This window comes from Xanthomonas axonopodis (assembly GCF_001304695.1).
In the GTDB taxonomy this organism is placed as follows: domain Bacteria; phylum Pseudomonadota; class Gammaproteobacteria; order Xanthomonadales; family Xanthomonadaceae; genus Xanthomonas; species Xanthomonas axonopodis.
In genome coordinates, this window is record NZ_JFAQ01000104.1 from 1 (window position 1) to 18467 (window position 18467).

Consider the following 18467-nt stretch of genomic DNA (forward strand, 5'->3'; position numbering starts at 1 on the left):
ACCGGCATACGAGGTCTAGCACGGTCTCTTGGGCTCGGAGATGTGTATAAGCGACCGGCTCCGGGCCGCTCGCCAGGCAGGGCCACGGCTAAGATCCCGGCGGTCTTAGAGTGGCTAACAAAACGTAGCGAGCGGTCGTCAGGTGGGCGTGGACGGCGCACAGGAACCGGAGTGTACGAGGGGTACATGAGGATTCCGAGCACCGGCCGCGCCCGCCTGGCGGCTGCGCAGTAGTTTTGTTAGCCGCTCTTAGCGATCGCATACACTGGCGCGCCATCCCGCTGCCGCCACGATGACCACCACGCCCGCGCCATCCGATCCGATCGCCGACACCCGCAGATGGATCGAACGTGCGGTGATCGGATTGAACCTGTGCCCGTTCGCCAAGGCGGTGTACGTCAAGGAGCAGGTGCGGCTGGTGCTCAGCGATGCCAGCACGCCCGAAGCCTTGCTGGAACAGCTGGCCGAGGAACTGGTGCTGCTGCGCGATACGCCCGCCGAACAGATCGACACCACGCTGATCGTGCACCCGGACGTGCTCACCGACTTCCTGGACTACAACGACTTTCTCGACAACGCCGATGCGGCGGTGGAAGCGCTGGATCTGCAGGGCGTGTTGCAGGTGGCCAGCTTCCATCCGGATTACCAGTTCGCAGGCGCGGCGCCGGACGATGTGGCCAACTTCACCAACCGCTCGCCCTTCCCTACCTTGCACCTGTTGCGCGAAGACAGCGTGGAGCGCGCAGTGGCGGCATTCCCGGATCCGGATGTGATCGTCGAGCGCAATATCCAGACGCTCGAGCGCCTGGGCAGCGATGGCTTCGAGCGCGTGCTCAACGCTGCAGAGCACTGAGTGCTGCGCCTAGCGCGCGGAACTGCAAGGCGAGCGCGAATCTCGCCCCTCTGCGCCTGCAGTGTAGTGGGCACACAGCATGGCGGACGTTCTTCAGCTACGTGCGGATCACGTGCTCGGCGTCGAACTAGTCGAGTGACGCACGCCGCCGGGCACGCTGCACACGCGTGACATCGAGCGATCGAGTGATCGAGCGATCGAGTGCCAGCGCAGCAGCACTGGCGGCGCAGGGACATTGCAGAGCGCACATCCCGGCACCTGCTCAGATCAGCCCGTCAACCTGTAGGTTCGATGTGGATGACATCGAGCGCACGCGGCGGCACGTGCGCTGAATGCTCACATGCGAGCCCTTTTGCTGCGACGACGACAGCCCGCACGCTACAGTGCCGCCCCCCTTACCCACGTGCCGCATGCCATGGCCCTGATCCCCGCAATTTCCGCATGGAACCCGTCACCGCTGCAGGATCGCGTGGTGGTGATCACCGGTGGCGCGCAGGGCATCGGCCGTGGCATTGCACAGGCGGTGCTGGGCGCGGGCGGCAGCGTGGTGATTGGCGATCTGGATGCCGATGCCGGCAAGGCCTGCCTGCAGGAATGGGCACTGCCGCGCCGCAGCGCTTTCGTACACTGCGATGCCGCGCGCCAGGCGCAGGCCACGCGCCTGGTCGCCACGGCGCTCAAGCGCTTCGGGCGCATCGATGGCCTGGTCAACAATGCCGGCGTGCCCGATCCGCACATCGCAGCATTGCCGCAACTGGACTGGGACACGTGGAACAGCCGGCTTTCCAGCCTGCACGGTGCCTTCCTGTGCAGCAAGCATGCGCTGCCCGCGCTCAAGCAGGCGCCAGAAGGTGGCGCGATCGTCAACATCGCCTCCACACGCGCCTGGCAGTCGGAGCCGCACAGCGAAGCGTACGCCGCAGCCAAAGGCGGCCTGGTGGCCTTTACCCATGCGCTGGCGCTGAGCGAGGGGCCGCATGTGCGCGTCAACAGCATCAGCCCGGGGTGGATCAGCACCGATGCGTGGCGCGCGCCGCAGCGTCGACGTGCGCCCAAACTGTCGCGTCGCGATCATGCACAGCATCCCGCTGGACGCGTGGGTACGCCCGAAGACATTGCGCAGCTGGCGGTGTATCTGCTTGCGCCGCACCTGTCCGGCTTCGTCACCGGGCAGGATTTCATCGTCGACGGTGGCATGTCGCACAAGATGCAGTACGCCTAAGAGCAGCGCAGCGATCCGGCCTGCAGCACCTGCGTGTTTACAGCTCGGCTGGCGCGTGCCGTGGCACCGGAACGCATCCACCCGAACCCATCACTGCAACAATCGGGCTTCCAGCAACCGCTGCGCATCAGCTAGCGAGGGCAGGATGCGGTGGCCGAGCGCGCGCACGCTGGCATCGGGTTCGAGCAGGTCCGGAATCTGAATCGGTGTCATGCCGGCCGCCAATGCTGCACGCACGCCGGTGGGCGAGTCTTCCAGCACCAGGCAGTGCGCGGGGTCTACCGCCAACGTGCGCGCCGCCAGCAGATAGATATCCGGCGCAGGCTTTGGATGGACCACATCGCTGGCCGTGCACACTGCATCGAAGCGCCACACCAGATCGGCCGCTTCCAGCTTGCGCAGCGCCAGCGGGCGCTGGGGGGAGGTGGCCACCGCACGCGGCATGCGCTGCGCTGCGCTGCCAGATAGTCCAGCAGCACAATGATGCCGGGTCGATGCGGGATGCCGCGCTCGACCGCAGCGGCATACAGCTGTTGGGCATGCGCCAGCATGGTATCGGCCGCGGCCTCGCCGATCCGTTCACCGAGCAACCGACGGCAGGCCGCATCGCCGGTGCCCACCATGCGCAACCAGAAGGCCGGTTCGATCTGCAGACCCTGGTCGTCGGCGGCCTGCGCCAGGCAGGCCGTAATGGCGCGCTCGCTATCGAGCATCAAGCCATCCATGTCGAAGATCACCGCCTGCGGCCGAAACGGCAGCGCTGCACTGTGCGTCATGCCGGGGCGCCACGGCAGAACAACACCTCAAGATCGCTCGCTTCCAGCGCACGCCATTGCCCCGACGGCAAACCTTCCAGCGTCAGGCCGCCGATGCGGCTGCGATGCAGCGCGACCACGTGGTTGCCGGCAGCAGCGAACATGCGCCGCACCTGGTGATAGCGGCCTTCGTGCAGGGTCAGACGCGCCTGGCGTGGGCCAAGCACCTCCAATTCGGCCGGCAGCAGCGGCTTGGTTTCGCCGTCCAACCGCAAGCTGCCGCTGGCGAACAGCGCGGCCTCGTCGCCACGCAGGTCCTCGGCCAGGGTGATGTCGTACACCTTGTCCAGGGCGGATTTGGGCGAAATGATCCGATGCAGCAACGCACCGTCGTCGGTCATCAACAACATGCCGCTGGTCTCGCGGTCCAGCCGCCCCACCGGCGCCAACACCGGCGCACGCAGGCGGAAGCGTGACGGCAGCAATTCGTAGATCAGCCGGCCGGTGTCCTTGGTCGAGCAGGTGTAGCCGCCGGGTTTATGCAGCAACAGGCTCAAGCCCGCTGGCGGATCGAGCGGTTCGCCATCGATGCGGATGGCGTCGTGCTCCACCTGGTCGTCGGCATACAGCACCTCGCCCTGCGCATCGGTGATTGCGCCCTGACGGAACAGCTGGGTGACCTGCTTGCGGCTGCCATAGCCGAGATTGGCGATGTGTTTGACCAGCTTCATGGGCGCGCTCCGCGGCTGCGGATCGCCGCGATCAGCTTGAATCCATCGCGTTCGGCAGCCACGCGCACCTGCCCGAAACTTTCGTTGAGCACCTGTTCGTAAGGTAGATGCCGGTTGGCGACCAGCAGCAGTTGCCCGCCCGGGCGCAGCGCCTGTGCGGCCACCGCAATGAAGCGCTGCCCGATGTCCGGGCGATCGGCCCGTGACGGCGTATGGAACGGCGGGTTGCTGACGATGAAATCGTATTGCGCCACCAGCCCGGCAGTGACATCGCGCCAGTGGTAGTGCAGCTGCGCCGGATGCGCGATGTCCTGCAGGTTGCGCCGCGCCAGCGTCAATGCCCGCGCCTCGGCTTCGTAAAGATCCAGCGCAGTGACCTTGGGGCAACGCGCCAGCACTTCGGCAGACAGATAACCGAAGCCGGCGCCCAGATCGGCGCCATGGCCGGCCAGCGTGGCGGGCAGATGCTCGACCAGCAACGCAGAAGCGGGGTCGATGCGATCCCAGGCGAAGACGCCGGGAACGGCTCACAAAGCGGCCGTCCAGAATCTTGCGTGGCGCATCCAGCGCGGCCCAGCGCGCCTGCAGCGCGGCATCGGTGCCCGCCGGCGGCGGCGCGCTCCAGTAGGTGCGGCAGTGGTACTTGGTCAGGCTGCCTGCTAGCCCGGTGAGCTGGCGCAGATCGGCTTCGCCCGAGCGTGCGCCTTCGTTGTTGGACTGGCAGGCAACCACGCGGCCACCGGGTGCAGTCAACGCCACCGCACGTGCAAACAGTGCACGCGCCTCTTCGCGCTGCCGCGGAGGCAGCACCAGCACCAGGGCATAGCGCGTGCTGTCGGCCTCGATCTCGCTTTCTTCGCGCACCGTCCACCCGTTGCACTCCAGCGCTTCGGCGAACGGACGGAAGCTCTGCTCGCAGGTCAGCGTCTGGGTGGTTGCCTGCTCGCGCAGCGGAAAACCGTCGCGCGCGCGCAGGAACAATACCGGTCCTTCCGACCACGGCAGCGCGCCTTGGGAAAAGGGCAGGAACAGGGCTTGAAGCGGGGCGTCGTGCGGGCCAGCCATCGGATCATCGGGTCAGGAACAGGCCGACATTGTAAGGGACGTGTGCCAACTGCCCGGCGCGCGCCTTCCAATGTCTACACGGACCATTGATGCGCGCGCAACATTCGCCCGCCTAGGCTGGGACCAAGCCCACACCGGAGAGACGCGATGCGAGCCTTGTTCGTAGGGGGAGTTGTCGACAACAGCGAAATGGATCTGGACGATACCCCGCCACCGATGCACTACCCCGAAAACACCGGCGCCGGCAGACCCCGTTACCGTCTGCACCAGATCGGCGAACGCGGCGATGGCACGGTGGCCTACGCGGTGTATGGCGCACCGGAGATGGCAGACGACGACATCACCCGCATTACCGAAGAGCGCGGCTACGCGCGGCGGTTCAGTGCCTCGCCGGAAGCGCCACGTTGAGGGAACGAGGGTTTTGACGCAGGTGCCTGGAACGCTTGCCGCACGCGACGGGGCATGCGTCGGGCATCCTTGGCGGCAGCGCCTGCATCGTCGACTGTGTCGCGCTGAGCGGCAGTAGACCGGGCTCTTGCCCGGTCTTTGCGTGTACCGGACAGGGTTCGCTCTGCTGCTGACGCCGGTTCAGCCGCCGCGCAGCGCAGTGACGCAATTTGCCAGCATAAAGCGCGATGGGTCGCTCAAATTGCTGCATGCGGTGCAGAGTAATGGCGCCGCGGCGAGGCATTCTCTGCACGTACCAGGGTGACAGGTTACCTCGTTCGCTCTTTCAGGCTTTCTCCCCGTGAAGCAGACAAGGGGCAGCGGGAGGAAGGTTCATCCCGCCACAACGGCGAGCAACCACCGTCCTGCGCCAGCGATCGACGCGCGGGCTCAACGCGCTTTCGGCGTCACCCGCCAGATCACATTGCCCACATCGTCGGCCACCAGCAGTGCGCCGCGATTGTCCGACGCCACACCCGCCGGGCGGCCCTGCGCATTGCCTTCGGCATCCAGGAACCCGTCCAGCACCGTGATCGGCGGGCCGTTGGGCTTGCCGTCGGCAAATGGGACAAACAGCACCTTGTAGCCGCTGGGCGGGTCGCGATTCCATGAACCGTGCTGGCCGATGAAAGCGCCCTGGCGGAAACGCTCGGGCAGCAAGCTGCCGCTGGCGAAGCTCAGGCCAAGCGATGCGGTATGCGGGCCAAGCGCGTAATCGGGCTTGATCGCCTTGGCCACCAGCTCGGCGTTCTGCGGTTTGACCCGCTCGTCCACATGCTGGCCGTAGTAGCTGTATGGCCAGCCGTAGAAGCCGCCGTCGCGCACCGAGGTCAGGTAATCCGGCACCAGGTCGCTGCCGATTTCATCGCGCTCGTTGACCACCACCCACAGCGATTTGCTCTGCGGCTCCCAGGCGGTGCCCACCGGGTTGCGCAAGCCACCAGCGAAGACGCGGCTGCTGCCGGTGGCCGGGTCGATCTCCAGGATCGCCGCACGGTTCAATTCAGCCTCCATGCCGTTTTCGGCCACGTTGCTGTTGGAGCCGACGCCCACGTATAGCTTGCTGCCGTCTGGGCTGGCCAGCAGCGACTTGGTCCAGTGATGGTTGATTCCGCCGGGCAGATTGGCGACGAAGGTCGGCTTGGCGGTGAGATGCGTATCGCCAGGTTTATACGGAAAACTCACCAGCGCATCGGCGTTGGCGACATAGAAACGGTCGCCGATCAGCGCCATGCCGAACGGCGAAAACAGGCCGCTGACGAACTGCGTGCGCACCTCTGCCACGCCATCGGCATCGGCATCGCGCAGCAAGGTGATGCGATTGGCGCTCGCCACCGCCGCGCCGGCCTTTTTCATCATCGCGCCCTGCACTTTCTTGCGCAGCCCACCGCCCGCCTCGGCATCCTCGGGCTTGGGTGGCTCGGCCGTTTCGGCCACCAACACATCGCCGTTGGGCAGCACGTAGATCCAGCGCGGGTGATCCAGATCGCGCGCAAAGGCCGCAACCTGCAGATCGTCGGCCGCGATGGGCTTGGCATTGGCTGCCCAGCGTTTGACCGGCGCCACCTTGACGGTGGGAATCAGACGCTTCACCGGCTTGGGCAATTGCGGGTCCGGCCCGGTTCCCTGTTCGATCGTCAACGTTGCCGTATCGCCGCACGCGGCCAGGACGGCGAGCGCCATCAACGACAGCGGCCAGCGAGCGAACTTCAATCGGGATGCATTCATTGCGGCGAAATCCTGGATGGTTGCGTCAGCCAGGGATCATGCCGCCAACGCGACGGTCAGAAGTAAACTCACCGTCAACACGCCGCTGTCACGGCTTGACTTGCGGGTCGGCGCCCGGCAACAACGGGTGCACCGCCACGATCCGGTCCATCCAGATCCATTGCGGCTCCTGCGAAGCATCCAGCTGATCCAGCCGCAGCTGACCATTCAGTCCTTCGTTGTCGTGTTCGTCGAGATAGGTCTGCAGGCTTGGGCGCACGGCAACTGTGCCGCTGATCATGCTGCCGTCGTCGAGTTCGATCCGCACACGCTCCTGACCATCGAGCAGGGACACCCAATGTTCGAGCGTGGCGATCTGGACCTGTTCGGAATACACGTGCGGGGCGCGTACTTGGGCATTGCGCGATCTCCATGGGCCAAGCGCACCACGCTAGGCCAGCATGCGTGAAAGAGGCAGAAAACGCACCGGGTGCCGGTGAGCTGCATTGGCGCGGCGTTGCCTTCCCGCTGCCTGCGCATGCATCCGTCCTCTAGCGCGACCATGTGGCGCCCGTGGTGAGAGGCTCCTCCACGACACCACCGGCTTGTCGCAAGACGATCGGTTGTTTGGGGGCAGATCAGCACCTCACGGAAAAGCACCCATGACGCACCTACATGCGCTATCGCGTACCCAATGCGTCGCCTCACCCACTTGGCCGTCACCGATGCGCGGCCGTTCCGCCGCGCGCGGGGTTATTCCACCGCTTGGCGCGCGGCGCGCACGGCCGTGACCAGCTGCGCCACGCTGTAGGGCTTGGCCAGATGTTCCTGAAACCCGGACTCCAACGCGCGCTTGCGGTCGTCTTCGCGGGCCAGCGCAGTGACTGCCACCGCCGGCAACGCGGTGGCATCCAAGCCAAGATTCTCGCGCACGGTGCGGATCAAGCCGTAACCGTCCATGCCCGGCATGCCGATATCGGTCAGCATCAGATCGAAGCGCGCGTGCCCACGATGATCGATCAATGCCAGCGCATCGGTGGCGCTGCCGGCGGTGACCACTTCGGCACCCTGCTCTTCGAGCAGACGTCGCAGATAATCGAGCATGTCCGGCTGGTCTTCGACCGCCAGCAGGCGCAGGCCGTTGAGCGCGCGCGCTTCGACGATCTGTTCGGACATCAGACGCCGCCGCAATTCGCGGCGCGGGCGCTTGGCCTGGTCGGGAATATGTTCCGGCAGCCGCACGGTGAAGGTGGCGCCTTGGCCGCGGCCACCACTGGTGGCACCGACCTGGCCGCCATGCATTTCCACCAGCTGTTGCACGATGGCCAGGCCCAGACCCAGGCCGCCATGCTGGCGCGTGGTGGTGCCATCGGCCTGGCGGAAACGGCCGAACAGATGCGGCAGGAATTCGGCTGCAATGCCATCGCCCGAGTCGCAGACCGATACCACCAGATGCCCGTCGTCGCGCGCGATTCTGACGTCGATACGCCCATGTGCCGGGGTGAACTTGATCGCGTTGGACAGCAGATTCCACAACACCTGCTGCAGGCGCGTGGCATCGCCCAGCACCAGGCACGGCGTGGGCGGCACGTGCAGCTCCAGTACCTGGTCCTTGCCTTCGGCAGCCAGCTCCTGAATGTTCAAGGCTTCGCGCACCTGCTCGACCAGATCCAGCGATTCGACTTCCAGCTGCACCTTGCCCAGCAACATGCTGCTGAGATCGAGCATGTCGGAAATCAGCCGCTTTTGCGCACGTGCGCTGCTGGCGATCACCGCCAGCCCCTTGTAGTAGGGCTGGCCCTCTTCGACCCGCTGCAACAGCAACTCGCTCCAGCCCAGGATGGTGGTCAGTGGGGTGCGCAATTCGTGCGAGAGCGTGGCCAGGAACTCGTCCTTCAGCCGCGCCATGCTTTCGGCTTCGTTGCGCGCGCTGCGCTCGGATTCCAGCAATTGCTCGCGCGCCAGCTCGATCTCGCGCTGCTCGGTCACGTCCGGGCTGCTGCCGGCCAGGCCGATGAAACGGCCGTCGGCCGAATAGCGCGGCGTAGCCGTCATCTCGATCCAGCGCCACTGCCCGTCGTGGCGGCGCGCACGCACCAGCGCGCGCAGGCCGCGCTGTTCCTGCAGCGATGCGGCCAGCTCGAACTGGAACGTCGGCAAATCGTCCGGATGCAGCAATTCGCTCCACGCCGACACCGTACCGCTGGAAATATCCAGCCCAAAGAATTCGCCGTACGCACTGTTGACGAAGCGCACCACGCCTTGCGCGTCCAGCACCCATACTGGCATCGGCAAACCGTCGGCCAGCGCACTGAAGCGCGCCTCGCTCTCGGCCAGCTCGCGCTCGACGCGTTTGCGCTCGGTGATGTCCATGAACAGGATCGCCACCCGTGCCTGTTCCGGCTGCCCGACCCGGAACGCATCCACCGAATACCAGCGCTTGAGCGCCTTGGCCTGCATTTCGAAGTGGATGCGGTTGCCGGTGCGCGCAACGTGGCCGTAGCGGTCGAACCATTCCTGCTCTTGCTCGGGGAGCATGCCGCGGATGGAGACGTTGAGCGCGTTGGACAAACCAGTATAGCGCTCGAAGGCGCCATTGGTGGTGCGGATCACATAGTCCACCGCCTGCTCGCCGTCGAACACCATGTCGATGACGCAAAAGCCAGCATCGATGTTGTGGAAAATCTCGTGATACATCGCCGGGTCCAGAAACGGCTCGGCGATGGCGGCCGGCAGTGCGCCGGCCAGCGTCGGGCTGGAAGAAGGAGTGCTCAAATCGGGAACCACGGATGCTGCCGGAGCGGATGACGGGCAGATGAAACCATGCCTGATGTCGTCAGCGGGTGCACGCCCGGCTGGGCAAGTTCACGCTTTCGTTGCGCAGCTTCCGGTTTATCACAGGGTGGTGGCCGCGAATCCGATGCAGGTTGCCAGTACCACGATGCCGGCGACCACGCCGCGGAACACCCATTCCCCCTCGCGACGCAGTTGTTCGTCCATCCAGCGCTGCGCTTCCTCGCGTCAGGCGATGGACCGTGCGCAATCGGAATCCAGCAGCAACAGGCGCACCCGCGCCACCCCCATCCGCGCGCATTCCTCGTCGCAGCGCTGACTGAAGCCGTCTTCCCCACTGGCAATCTCCGCGCCGACCGGCAATTGCAACTCGAGTTCATGCCTGGACATACCGGGGACGCTCCTGGTCAAGCTCATGTTCCAGCGCCATGCGCGCCAGCTGGGTGTAGTTAGCACGCGGACCCTGTCCACGGCCGGTGAGCATCCCCTGGTAGTCCAGGTCGTGCCAGACCCGGCCGGTCCATTCCACGCAATCCTCGGCGATGACCAGCATCAGCGAGTAGCGGTAGTCCAGGCCATTGGCCGCGGTATAGATGTAGACCGGGGGGAACTGCACGGCCACATCCACCTGGCGCACCAAGGCAGCCAGATGCCCGCGCAGCGCCTCGCGCGGGTCGTCACCCGGCTCCAGCTGCAACCCGCGGGTGGCCAGGTCCAGGTCGACATCGCTCTGCAGTGCCACGAAGGCGGCCGCACCGGAGGCAGGATTGTGACCGTGCTGCTTGGCCCAGTCGATGAATTGCAAACGCACGTCCGACGGCATGTGTGCCGGCGCCGAAGACGCTGATTTTGTGCGATATGAGTGGGTGTCCATGCTGGCGATCTTCCGGGCTGTGCCGTGAAGCCAGGGCGCAGGTGCGGTGAACCCGCCGTCATGGTGTTCCGCAGGCGAATTAACCGCGCAGCAACGGCGTTGCGAACACCGGCGTGCAGCGCGTTGCGGGCCTTCGGAGGCACCCCCACACTGCAAGAAAAGCCCGTACACAACGTACCTTTCGCCTGGAGGCTTTCAATGAAACTGTCCAATCTTTCCGGCGCCAGCCTGCTGCTGGCTGGCTTGCTGGCGGCGACCGGGGTGCAGGCCGGGGTGCGCAACGTCACCGACCCGGATGCACCGCGCGCGCTCAGCAGCGATGGCAAGGTGGACGTGCGCTGGACCGACCCGGCGCAGTTCTCCGAGGTGCGCTTCAGCGGCAACCGTTGGGAGGCGCAACGCGGCGATTAGGTGACCCAGCTGGCAACCCACTTTCAGCAGAGCGCAGCGCGCCAGTTGCCCGATGGCCAGCACCTGAGCGTGACCATCACCGATATCCGCCGCGCCGGTCAGTACGAGCCCTGGCACGGGCCGCGCATGCAGGACGTGCGCGTGGTCAAGGACATCTACCCGCCGCGCCTGAGTTTCACCTACACGCTCACCGGCGCTGATGGCCGCGTGATCGACCAGGGCGAACGCAAGCTGGTGGATTCGGCCTTCCTGATGAGCGGCCCGCGGCTGACCGACAGCGACCCGCTGCGCTTCGAGAAGGCGATGATCGACGACTGGGTGCGCAAGCAGTTCCGCGGCGATCGTAGTACCGCCGGGTTGTGATGGTTTGGCGCTGATATCGCCGCCAGACCAGCTCGGCCTTGAAGGGCAACGACGCGTGGCAACGCGCCGTTTTTGTTTATGGACGCGCGACAACAGTGACGCATCCACAACGCGAGATTTGCGTCCTTGAAGCCCCTCTCCCTGCGGGGCGAGAGTGCATTGCTTGCGCGCCACAGGCGAGCGTGCCTTGGAGCGCCTGCGCCGCAAGCCCAGGCCGGGGCGCGGAGCGAGGGTTGGGGTGAGTGAGGCATGGGCAACCGGAGCGTCACTTCTGAAGGCGCGTGGCGACGCGTTTGTCACTCCAGGCACTTGCAGGTGCCTGAGGCGCACCTTCATCCGGCGCTAAGCGCCACCTTGTCCCTGTGGGAGAAGGCAATGCATCTATGCTGAAATTTTGCCCACTGCCGCCTCACCCACATAGATCCGCGGCACGCGCTTGAGCCCGCACAGCAGCTGGTAAGCACTGACGTTGCATTGCGCGGCCAGCGCGCTGACCTGCGGTGCGTCGCCCCATAGCTGCACCGGCGTGCCGATGTCGGCCTGCGGGTGGTCGGTGAGGTCCACGGTAAGCATGTCCATCGAGACGCGACCGATCAACGGGCAGACCTGGCCATCCACCAGGACCGGGGTGCCGTTGGGTGCGAACTGCGGATAGCCGTCGGCATAGCCCATCGCCACCACGCCGACGCGCGTCGGCCGCTGCGCAACGAAGCGGGCGCCGTAGCCCACCGGCTCGCCGGCCGGCAGATCGCGGACAGAAATGATGCGCGAGCGCAGCGTCATCACCGGGCGCAGTTGCGCAGTGTTTTCGGTGTCCTGCGGGAACGGGTTGGCGCCGTACAACATCAGCCCGGGACGCGACCAGTCGTTGCGCAGCGCCGGCCAGCCCAGCAGGCCGGGCGAATTGCGCAGGCTGGTTTCCGCACGCATGCCGCTGGCAGACAGCGCAAAGGCCACCGCCTGCTCGTCGGTGCGGCTGCAATCCAGCTCGTCGGCACGTGCCAGGTGGGTCATCAGCACCAACGAAGCGATCTGCGGCAGTCCGCGCAGGCGCAGCCAGGCGGCGCGGAAGTCTTCCGGCGACAGGCCCAGCCGATGCATGCCGCTGTCCATCTTCAACCACACGCGCAACGGCCGCGGGCTCTGGAACTCGGCCAGCACGCGTACCTGCTGCGGCGCGGCCGCCACCGTCCACAGGTCGTGCTCGGCGATCAGGCGCAGTTCGTCGTGTTCGAAGAATCCTTCCAGCAACAGGATCGGCGCACGGATGCCAGCCAGGCGCAGTTCCAGCGCCTCTTCGATGCAGGCCACTGCAAAGCCATCGGCTTCCGGCTCCAACGCCTGCGCGCAGCGCATTGCACCGTGCCCATACGCGTCGGCCTTGACCACCGCCAGCGCCTTGCTGCCGCCCAGGCGCTTGGCCAGGCGGTAGTTGTGGCGCAGTGCCTCCAGATCGATCGACGCTTGCGCAGGACGCACTACTCGGCCTCCCGCTGCGGGCGCGCACTGCGTGGCGACAGGTAGCGGAACACGTCCAGGCCTTCGGTATCGATTTCGGGCGTGTGGCCCTGCATGAGGTCGGCCAGGTAGCGCCCGGAACCGCAGGCCATGGTCCAGCCCAGCGTGCCGTGACCGGTATTGAGGAACAGGTTGGCGAACGGGGTGGCACCCACCACCGGGGTGCCATCCGGGGTGGCCGGGCGCAGGCCGGTCCAGAACTCGGCCTGGGTCAAGTCGCCGCCGCCGGGGAACAGGTCGTTGACCACCATTTCCAGGGTGGCGCGACGACGCGGATTCAAGGACATGTCGAAGCCGGCCACCTCGGCCATGCCGCCGACGCGGATACGGTCGTCGAAACGGGTGAACGCGATCTTGTAGCTCTCGTCCAGCACGGTGGAAGTCGGCGCGCGTTGCGCATCGACGATCGGGATGGTCAGCGAATAGCCCTTGAGCGGGTACACCGGCAGATGCAGGCCGAGCGAGAGCAGCAAATCGGCCGAATAGCTGCCCAGCGCCAGCACGTAGCGGTCGGCGGTTTCGATGCGGCCGTCGATCTGCACGCCGGTGACCGCGCCGCCGGCGTGTTCCAGCCGCTCGATCTGCTGCCTGTAACGGAACGTGACGCCGGCATGCGCGGCCAGTTCGGCCAGGCGCTGGGTAAACAGCCGGCAGTCGCCGGTCTGATCTTCGGGCAGGCGCAGCGCGCCGGCCATCTGCGCGCCGCCGCCGGCCAAGCCGGGTTCGAATTGCGCAATCTGCGCCGGGCTCAGCAGCTCATACGGCACGCCGTACTGGGCCAGCACCTCGATGTCCTGGGCGGCCGCATCCAGCTGCTGCTGGGTGCGGAACAACTGCGTGGTGCCGAGCTGACGGCCTTCGAATTCGATGCCGGTCTCGGCACGCAATGCGTTGAGGCAATCACGGCTGTAGTCGGACATGCGCACCATGCGCGCCTTGTTCACCGCATACCGCTCGGCGGTGCAGTTGCGCAGCATCTGGCTCAGCCAGGCCAGCTGGCGCAGATCGCGGGTGGGGCGGATCGACAGCGGCGCGTGCTGTTCGAACAGCCACTTCACCGCCTTGCCGGGCACGCCGGGCGCGGCCCACGGCGAGGTGTAGCCGAACGACAGCTGGCCGGCATTGGCGTAGCTGGTCTCCAGCGCCGCTGCCGGTTGGCGGTCGACCACGGTGACCCCGCAGCCGGCCTGAGCCAAATACCACGCGCTGGTGGTGCCGATGACGCCGCTACCGAGAATGAGCACCCGCATGTCGCTCTCCTGAAAGGGTATTCCCCCACAACCAGACGCCGTGGGAGACAGTTAGCCGCAGTATATTGCGAGCCAGGCAGTGCGATTTCTGGAATCAGGCCGCCTTTGCAGTGAAACTTCCTGCCAAACCTTGTAGAGATCAAGTCCCATGGCCACCCGCACCCGCGAACTGGACAAGATCGACCGCAAGATCCTGCGCATCCTGCAGCAGGAGGGGCGGATTTCGTTCACCGAACTGGGCGAGCGGGTGGGCCTGTCGACCACGCCCTGCACCGAGCGTGTGCGCCGGCTGGAGCGCGACGGCGCCATCACCGGTTACTACGCGCGGCTGGACCCGCACTATCTCAAAGCCAGCCTGCTGGTCTTCGTGGAGATCAGCCTGGCCTACAAATCCAGCGACATCTTCGAGGAATTCCGCCGCGCCGCGCTGAAGCTGCCCAACGTGCTGGAGTGCCATCTGGTCTCCGGCGATTTCGATTATCTGCTCAAGGCGCGCATCAGCGAGATGGCGTCCTACCGCAAGCTGCTCGGCAGCACCTTGCTGACCATGCCGCATGTGCGCGAATCCAAGAGCTACATCGTGATGGAAGAGGTCAAGGAGACGCTGGCCTTGCCGATCGCCGATTGAGGCGGGGGACTGGTGACAGCAGAGCGCAGCGTCGCCGTCAGCGCACCACGCGCATGCCATCGCCCGCCGGTACCGCGTCGTAGTAGCGGCCGGTCTTGGTATCCAGCACCCGGTTGGCGCCGGCCGGCTGCATGCCCTGCAACACGCGGCCATTGCGGTCGTAGACCATCGGCTTGGTGGGCGCCACCTGGCTGCCGGCAGGCGCGACCGGGGTTTGTGCCGGCCCGTGCGTGGGGATGCTCGGCGCGACCGGGCGTTGCCCCAGCTGCGAGGGCACGGGTGCGGCGGCAGGCGCCGGCTGCAGCGCGCGCGGCGGCGTCACCGTGGGCGGTACGGACGTCGGCGTGGTGATGGGCTGCAAGGTCGTGGATGAGCGCGCACTGGTGGCCGACTGCGCCGCCACTGCGCCGGTCATCGTCCGTAGGACGCACAGCAGAACGCGGCGGCTTGATGAATGGATCGCCATGACAGGCACCTTGCGTGTTCGAGGGTGATGCAGTGATTGGGGCGCAGGAGTGCTGCGGCAATGCATGCGACCGGCCGGGGGATGAACGCTTTCGCAAGGTCGTTGCGGTGCGAAGAAAGGCTGACGCTCCGCCGCAGTGGCGGGACGTTGGCTGCGGCTTTAGCGGTTGAACCACCCCGACAATGCCCACATCACGGGAACAGGCGCCGGCACCCCGCTGGCGAGCGCATGCGAGAGCCTCATGAGCCAGTTCGATCTGACCCCTCCCTCCCCCGCCCAACGCGATGCCCTGATCGCCGAGCTCAGCGACGAGGAACAGCGCGTGCTGCTGCACCATGGCACCGAAGCGCCGTTCTGCGGGGTGTTTCTGGACAACAAGCTGGACGGCGTCTACACCTGCCGACTGTGTGGCCTGCCGTTGTTCCGTTCCAGCGCCAAGTTCGAGTCCGGCACCGGCTGGCCGAGCTTCTTTGCGCCCTACGACCCGACCCATGTGCGCGAGATCCGCGACACCAGCTACGGCATGATCCGCACCGAAATCGTCTGCGCGCGCTGCGACAGCCACCTGGGCCATGTGTTCCCGGACGGCCCGCCGCCCACCGGCGAGCGCCACTGCCTGAACTCGATCTCGCTGGGCTTCACCGAAAACGGCCAGGCCTTGCCGAATCCGCTGCATCGCCAGGGCGCCGAAGCGCAGCCGGCCTGATGGCGCCGCGTACCTGCTGGGCCCCTGCCGTTGCGGTGCCCGGGAGGGGTCGACAGCGCCTGCCTGCGCTGTTGTGCGCTAAGGCAGGCACCGCTCGCATGCGGTTCGCGCCGGCAATCGCGATGTGAAGATCGGTTGCCGGCACGCGAGATCCGGGCACGTCTTGATTTCCATCCGCGCGGCCACACGCAGGCTACGTCCCAGCCGCAACGCGGTCGCGTCTGCAGTGGGGTGGGCAGGCGGCCTTCCCGGCCCCGGCGCGCAAGATGCACGCGCTTGGGCGGCGCCGGGACCGGCGCCCCAGGTCCCAACCGCCGCAACCCGGCGGCATCCAAACCAGGCAGGAGTACGAGATGCACACCTCCTCATCCCTGATGCTCACCGGCCTGCTGGCCGCTTCACTCGCCGGCTGCAGCGCAGGTGGCCCGCCCCCGGCAACGCAGACGGCCACGCCCGCACGAGCGCAGCCAGCCGGCCTCCAAACCGATGCCCGCCCGCCTGCCACGGGCACCGACGCCAGCGTGACCGGCCCGCTGCCGCGTCCGGCCAAGACGCCCGCCCCAGCCGCGGCGGCGGCTGCACCGACGCTTGCCGCGCAGACGGTGGCCTGGCGCTGCGGCCCGCGCGCGGTGGCGACACGCTTCGACGCAGCCACCGATGCCCTGCAACTGACCCTCGAAAGCCGCAGGCTGATCCTGCTCAGTGCCCAGGCCGCATCCGGGGCGCGCTTTGCCGATGCGCAGGGCAACCAATTCTGGGAACACGCCGGCGAAGCGACACTGTCGCTGGCGGGCGGCGAGGCGATCAAATGCGTGCATGAGACCGCCACCACAATCGCCTAGACATTTAGCTACAGCGCACGTCTTCACGCCGTGCGCTTCAAGAATCGGCCGCGCAAGCCGAAACCACTAGCAACCCCAGTTTGCTTCCGGCTGCGCCATGCTCATCATCGTTGGCTTCATCGTCGTCATCGTCAGCGTCCTCGGCGGCTACGTGCTGTCGCACGGAAAGGTGGGCGCGTTGTGGCAGCCGTACGAATTGATGATCATCGGTGGCGCGGCGCTGGGCGCGTTCCTGGTCAGCACGCCGGGCAAGATCGTCAAGGAAACCCTCAGCGGCATCATGGGCGTGTTCAAGGGCCCGCAGTACAAGTCCGAGGACTACAAGGACACCCTGAGCCTGATCTACGAACTGCTGAACAAGGCCCGCCGCGACGGCTTCATGGCGCTGGAAGACCATGTCGAAAAGCCGCAGGACAGCACCATCTTCGGCAACTACCCCAAGGTAGTGGCCGACCATCACCTGCTGGACTTCATCACCGACTGCCTGCGCCTGATGATCGGCAGCAACATCGAGCCGCACGAGCTGGAACCGCTGCTCGAACTGGAACTGGAAAAACACCATCACGAAGCCCTGGCGCCGTCACATGCGCTGAGCAAGGTCTCCGACGGCCTGCCCGGCTTCGGCATCGTGGCGGCGGTGCTCGGCATCGTGATCACCATGGGCTCGATCGGCGGGCCGATCGAAGAGATCGGTCACCACGTCGGCGCCGCGCTGGTCGGCACCTTCCTCGGCATCCTGCTGGCCTACGGCTTCGTCTCGCCGTTGTCGGCGGCCATGGAAGCGCGTGCCGAGCAGGACGGGCGCATCTACGAAGCGGTCAAGACCGCGCTGCTGGCCTGCCTGCGTGGCTACAACCCGAAGATCGCGCTGGAATTCGCGCGCAAGACCCTGCCCTCCAATGTGCGTCCGAGCTTCGGCGATTTCGAAACGCATCTGAAGACGATCAAGTAGGGCCGCGGTCATGGCCGAGGCCAAATCCACCGTCATCATCCGACGGGTCAAGAAGGTACAGGGCGGCGGCCATCATGGCGGCGCCTGGAAGGTGGCGTTCGCCGACTTCGTGACCGCGATGATGGCCTTCTTCCTGGTGCTGTGGCTGATGGCGGCCACCACCAAGCAACAGCGCGCGGCGATCTCCGAATACTTCCGCAACCCCAGCCCGCTGTCCGGCAAATCGCCGGCGCCTTCGCCCGGCATGAACGGACCCGGCGGCGCCAGCACCTCGATGATCAAGCTCGGCGGTACCGCCGACATGGCCAAGGGGCAGAAGGACGAAATGGGCCGCAAGCGCGACAACGCGGCCGATACCAGCCTGGACAGCCGCGCCAAGGACAAGAAGCGCCTGGAAGCGCTGATGCAGGACCTGAAGGAGGCCATCGACAAGAGCCAGGCGCTGGAGCCGTTCAAGGACCAGTTGCTGCTGGACCTCACGCCCGATGGCCTGCGCATCCAGATCGTGGACAAGCAGAACCGCCCGATGTTCGACATCGGCCGCGACCAGCTCAAGCCATATACGGTGGCGATCCTGCGCGAGCTGTCCAGCTTCATCAATCAGGTGCCCAACCACATCAGCATCACCGGCCATACCGACACCACCGCCTACAGCAGCGATGCCGGCTACACCAACTGGGAACTCAGCGCCGACCGCGCCAATGCCGCGCGCCGCGCATTGGTGGGCGGTGGCATGTCCGATGCCAAGGTGACGCGCGTGGTGGGGTTGTCTTCGTCGGTGCTGTTCGACAAGACCGATCCGCAGAACCCGATCAACCGCCGCATCAGCATCGTGGTGATGACCCAGGACGCCGAAAACGCGGCCTTGTCCGGCGCCGGACAAG

The 18467-nt window shown here is 66.2% G+C and carries 15 protein-coding genes, 1 other RNA gene and 5 pseudogenes; 9 read left to right on the forward strand and 12 right to left on the reverse strand.

Going from position 1 to position 18467, the window contains the following annotated elements; translation table 11 throughout:
* Positions 1–112: 112 nt before the first annotated feature.
* Positions 113–188: non-coding RNA, sX9 sRNA (locus XAXN_RS21220), on the reverse strand.
* 104 nt (positions 189–292) lie between these two features.
* Between XAXN_RS21220 and XAXN_RS10760 the strand changes: the two genes are divergently transcribed.
* Positions 293–853, forward strand: a complete 561-nt coding sequence (locus XAXN_RS10760) for a DUF1415 domain-containing protein (RefSeq protein ID WP_042823808.1) — start codon at positions 293–295, stop codon at positions 851–853.
* A gap of 415 nt (positions 854–1268) precedes the next feature.
* The gene (locus XAXN_RS10770; protein WP_054319554.1) at positions 1269–2075 is read left to right on the forward strand and encodes an SDR family oxidoreductase; all 807 of its coding nucleotides are present in this window, start codon (positions 1269–1271) and stop codon (positions 2073–2075) included.
* Positions 2076–2165: 90 nt separating this feature from the next.
* Here XAXN_RS10770 and XAXN_RS10775 read toward each other — a convergent pair.
* From XAXN_RS10775 to XAXN_RS10785, 3 genes and pseudogenes are all read right to left on the reverse strand, one after another.
* Positions 2166–2851, reverse strand: a pseudogene (locus tag XAXN_RS10775) (HAD family hydrolase).
* Complete coding sequence (locus XAXN_RS10780) at positions 2848–3561, reverse strand: pseudouridine synthase (RefSeq protein WP_054319555.1); 714 nt, start codon at positions 3559–3561, stop codon at positions 2848–2850. Before XAXN_RS10780 ends, XAXN_RS10775 begins: the two are co-directional and overlap by 4 nt.
* Positions 3558–4626: pseudogene (locus XAXN_RS10785) on the reverse strand (class I SAM-dependent methyltransferase). Before XAXN_RS10785 ends, XAXN_RS10780 begins: the two are co-directional and overlap by 4 nt.
* 147 nt (positions 4627–4773) lie before the next feature.
* Between XAXN_RS10785 and XAXN_RS10790 the strand changes: the two are divergent.
* A complete protein-coding gene (locus tag XAXN_RS10790) occupies positions 4774–5034 on the forward strand; it encodes a hypothetical protein (RefSeq protein ID WP_003489154.1) in 261 nt (86 codons plus the stop codon).
* Positions 5035–5463: 429 nt separating this feature from the next.
* Here XAXN_RS10790 and XAXN_RS10795 read toward each other — a convergent pair whose 3' ends face one another.
* The 5 genes and pseudogenes from XAXN_RS10795 to XAXN_RS10815 form a co-directional block, all read right to left on the reverse strand.
* Complete coding sequence (locus tag XAXN_RS10795; protein WP_054319556.1) at positions 5464–6801, reverse strand: PQQ-dependent sugar dehydrogenase; 1338 nt, start codon at positions 6799–6801, stop codon at positions 5464–5466.
* A gap of 88 nt (positions 6802–6889) precedes the next feature.
* Positions 6890–7200 (reverse strand): annotated as a pseudogene (locus XAXN_RS10800) (DUF3247 family protein).
* Positions 7201–7533: 333 nt separating this feature from the next.
* On the reverse strand, positions 7534–9567 hold the full coding sequence (locus tag XAXN_RS10805; protein WP_054319558.1) for a PAS domain-containing hybrid sensor histidine kinase/response regulator: 2034 nt from the start codon (positions 9565–9567) through the stop codon (positions 7534–7536).
* Between the two features lie 108 nt (positions 9568–9675).
* Positions 9676–9963, reverse strand: a pseudogene (locus XAXN_RS10810) (hypothetical protein).
* Positions 9950–10396, reverse strand: a complete 447-nt coding sequence (locus XAXN_RS10815) for a hypothetical protein (protein WP_054319559.1) — start codon at positions 10394–10396, stop codon at positions 9950–9952. The pseudogene XAXN_RS10810 and the gene XAXN_RS10815 overlap by 14 nt, the downstream one beginning before the upstream one ends.
* A gap of 249 nt (positions 10397–10645) precedes the next feature.
* Between XAXN_RS10815 and XAXN_RS10820 the strand changes: the two are divergent.
* Positions 10646–11221, forward strand: a pseudogene (locus tag XAXN_RS10820) (DUF3016 domain-containing protein).
* 381 nt (positions 11222–11602) lie between these two features.
* Here the strand turns inward: XAXN_RS10820 and alr are convergent.
* The gene (alr, locus tag XAXN_RS10825) at positions 11603–12700 is read right to left on the reverse strand and encodes an alanine racemase (protein ID WP_054319560.1); all 1098 of its coding nucleotides are present in this window, start codon (positions 12698–12700) and stop codon (positions 11603–11605) included.
* The gene (locus XAXN_RS10830; RefSeq protein WP_054319561.1) at positions 12700–13989 is read right to left on the reverse strand and encodes a D-amino acid dehydrogenase; all 1290 of its coding nucleotides are present in this window, start codon (positions 13987–13989) and stop codon (positions 12700–12702) included. Before XAXN_RS10830 ends, alr begins: the two co-directional genes overlap by 1 nt.
* Positions 13990–14137: 148 nt before the next feature.
* Between XAXN_RS10830 and XAXN_RS10835 the strand changes: the two genes are divergently transcribed.
* On the forward strand, positions 14138–14617 hold the full coding sequence (locus XAXN_RS10835) for an Lrp/AsnC ligand binding domain-containing protein (protein WP_054319562.1): 480 nt from the start codon (positions 14138–14140) through the stop codon (positions 14615–14617).
* 37 nt (positions 14618–14654) lie between these two features.
* Here the strand turns inward: XAXN_RS10835 and XAXN_RS10840 are convergent, their stop codons facing one another.
* Positions 14655–15083, reverse strand: a complete 429-nt coding sequence (locus XAXN_RS10840) for a hypothetical protein (RefSeq protein ID WP_054319563.1) — start codon at positions 15081–15083, stop codon at positions 14655–14657.
* 241 nt (positions 15084–15324) lie between these two features.
* Here XAXN_RS10840 and msrB point away from each other — a divergent pair, with 241 nt between their 5' ends.
* From msrB to motB, 4 genes are all read left to right on the forward strand, one after another.
* Positions 15325–15789: a peptide-methionine (R)-S-oxide reductase MsrB gene (gene msrB / locus XAXN_RS10845; protein ID WP_054319564.1), complete on the forward strand. Its 465-nt coding sequence runs from the start codon at positions 15325–15327 to the stop codon at positions 15787–15789.
* Positions 15790–16142: 353 nt separating this feature from the next.
* Positions 16143–16631, forward strand: a complete 489-nt coding sequence (locus tag XAXN_RS10850; protein WP_054319565.1) for an MliC family protein — start codon at positions 16143–16145, stop codon at positions 16629–16631.
* 97 nt (positions 16632–16728) lie between these two features.
* Positions 16729–17583: a flagellar motor stator protein MotA gene (gene motA, locus XAXN_RS10855; RefSeq protein WP_042823828.1), complete on the forward strand. Its 855-nt coding sequence runs from the start codon at positions 16729–16731 to the stop codon at positions 17581–17583.
* A 10-nt stretch (positions 17584–17593) separates the two neighbouring features.
* Positions 17594–18467 (forward strand): flagellar motor protein MotB (gene motB / locus XAXN_RS10860; protein WP_054319566.1); only part of this gene is annotated, 874 nt, incomplete at its 3' end.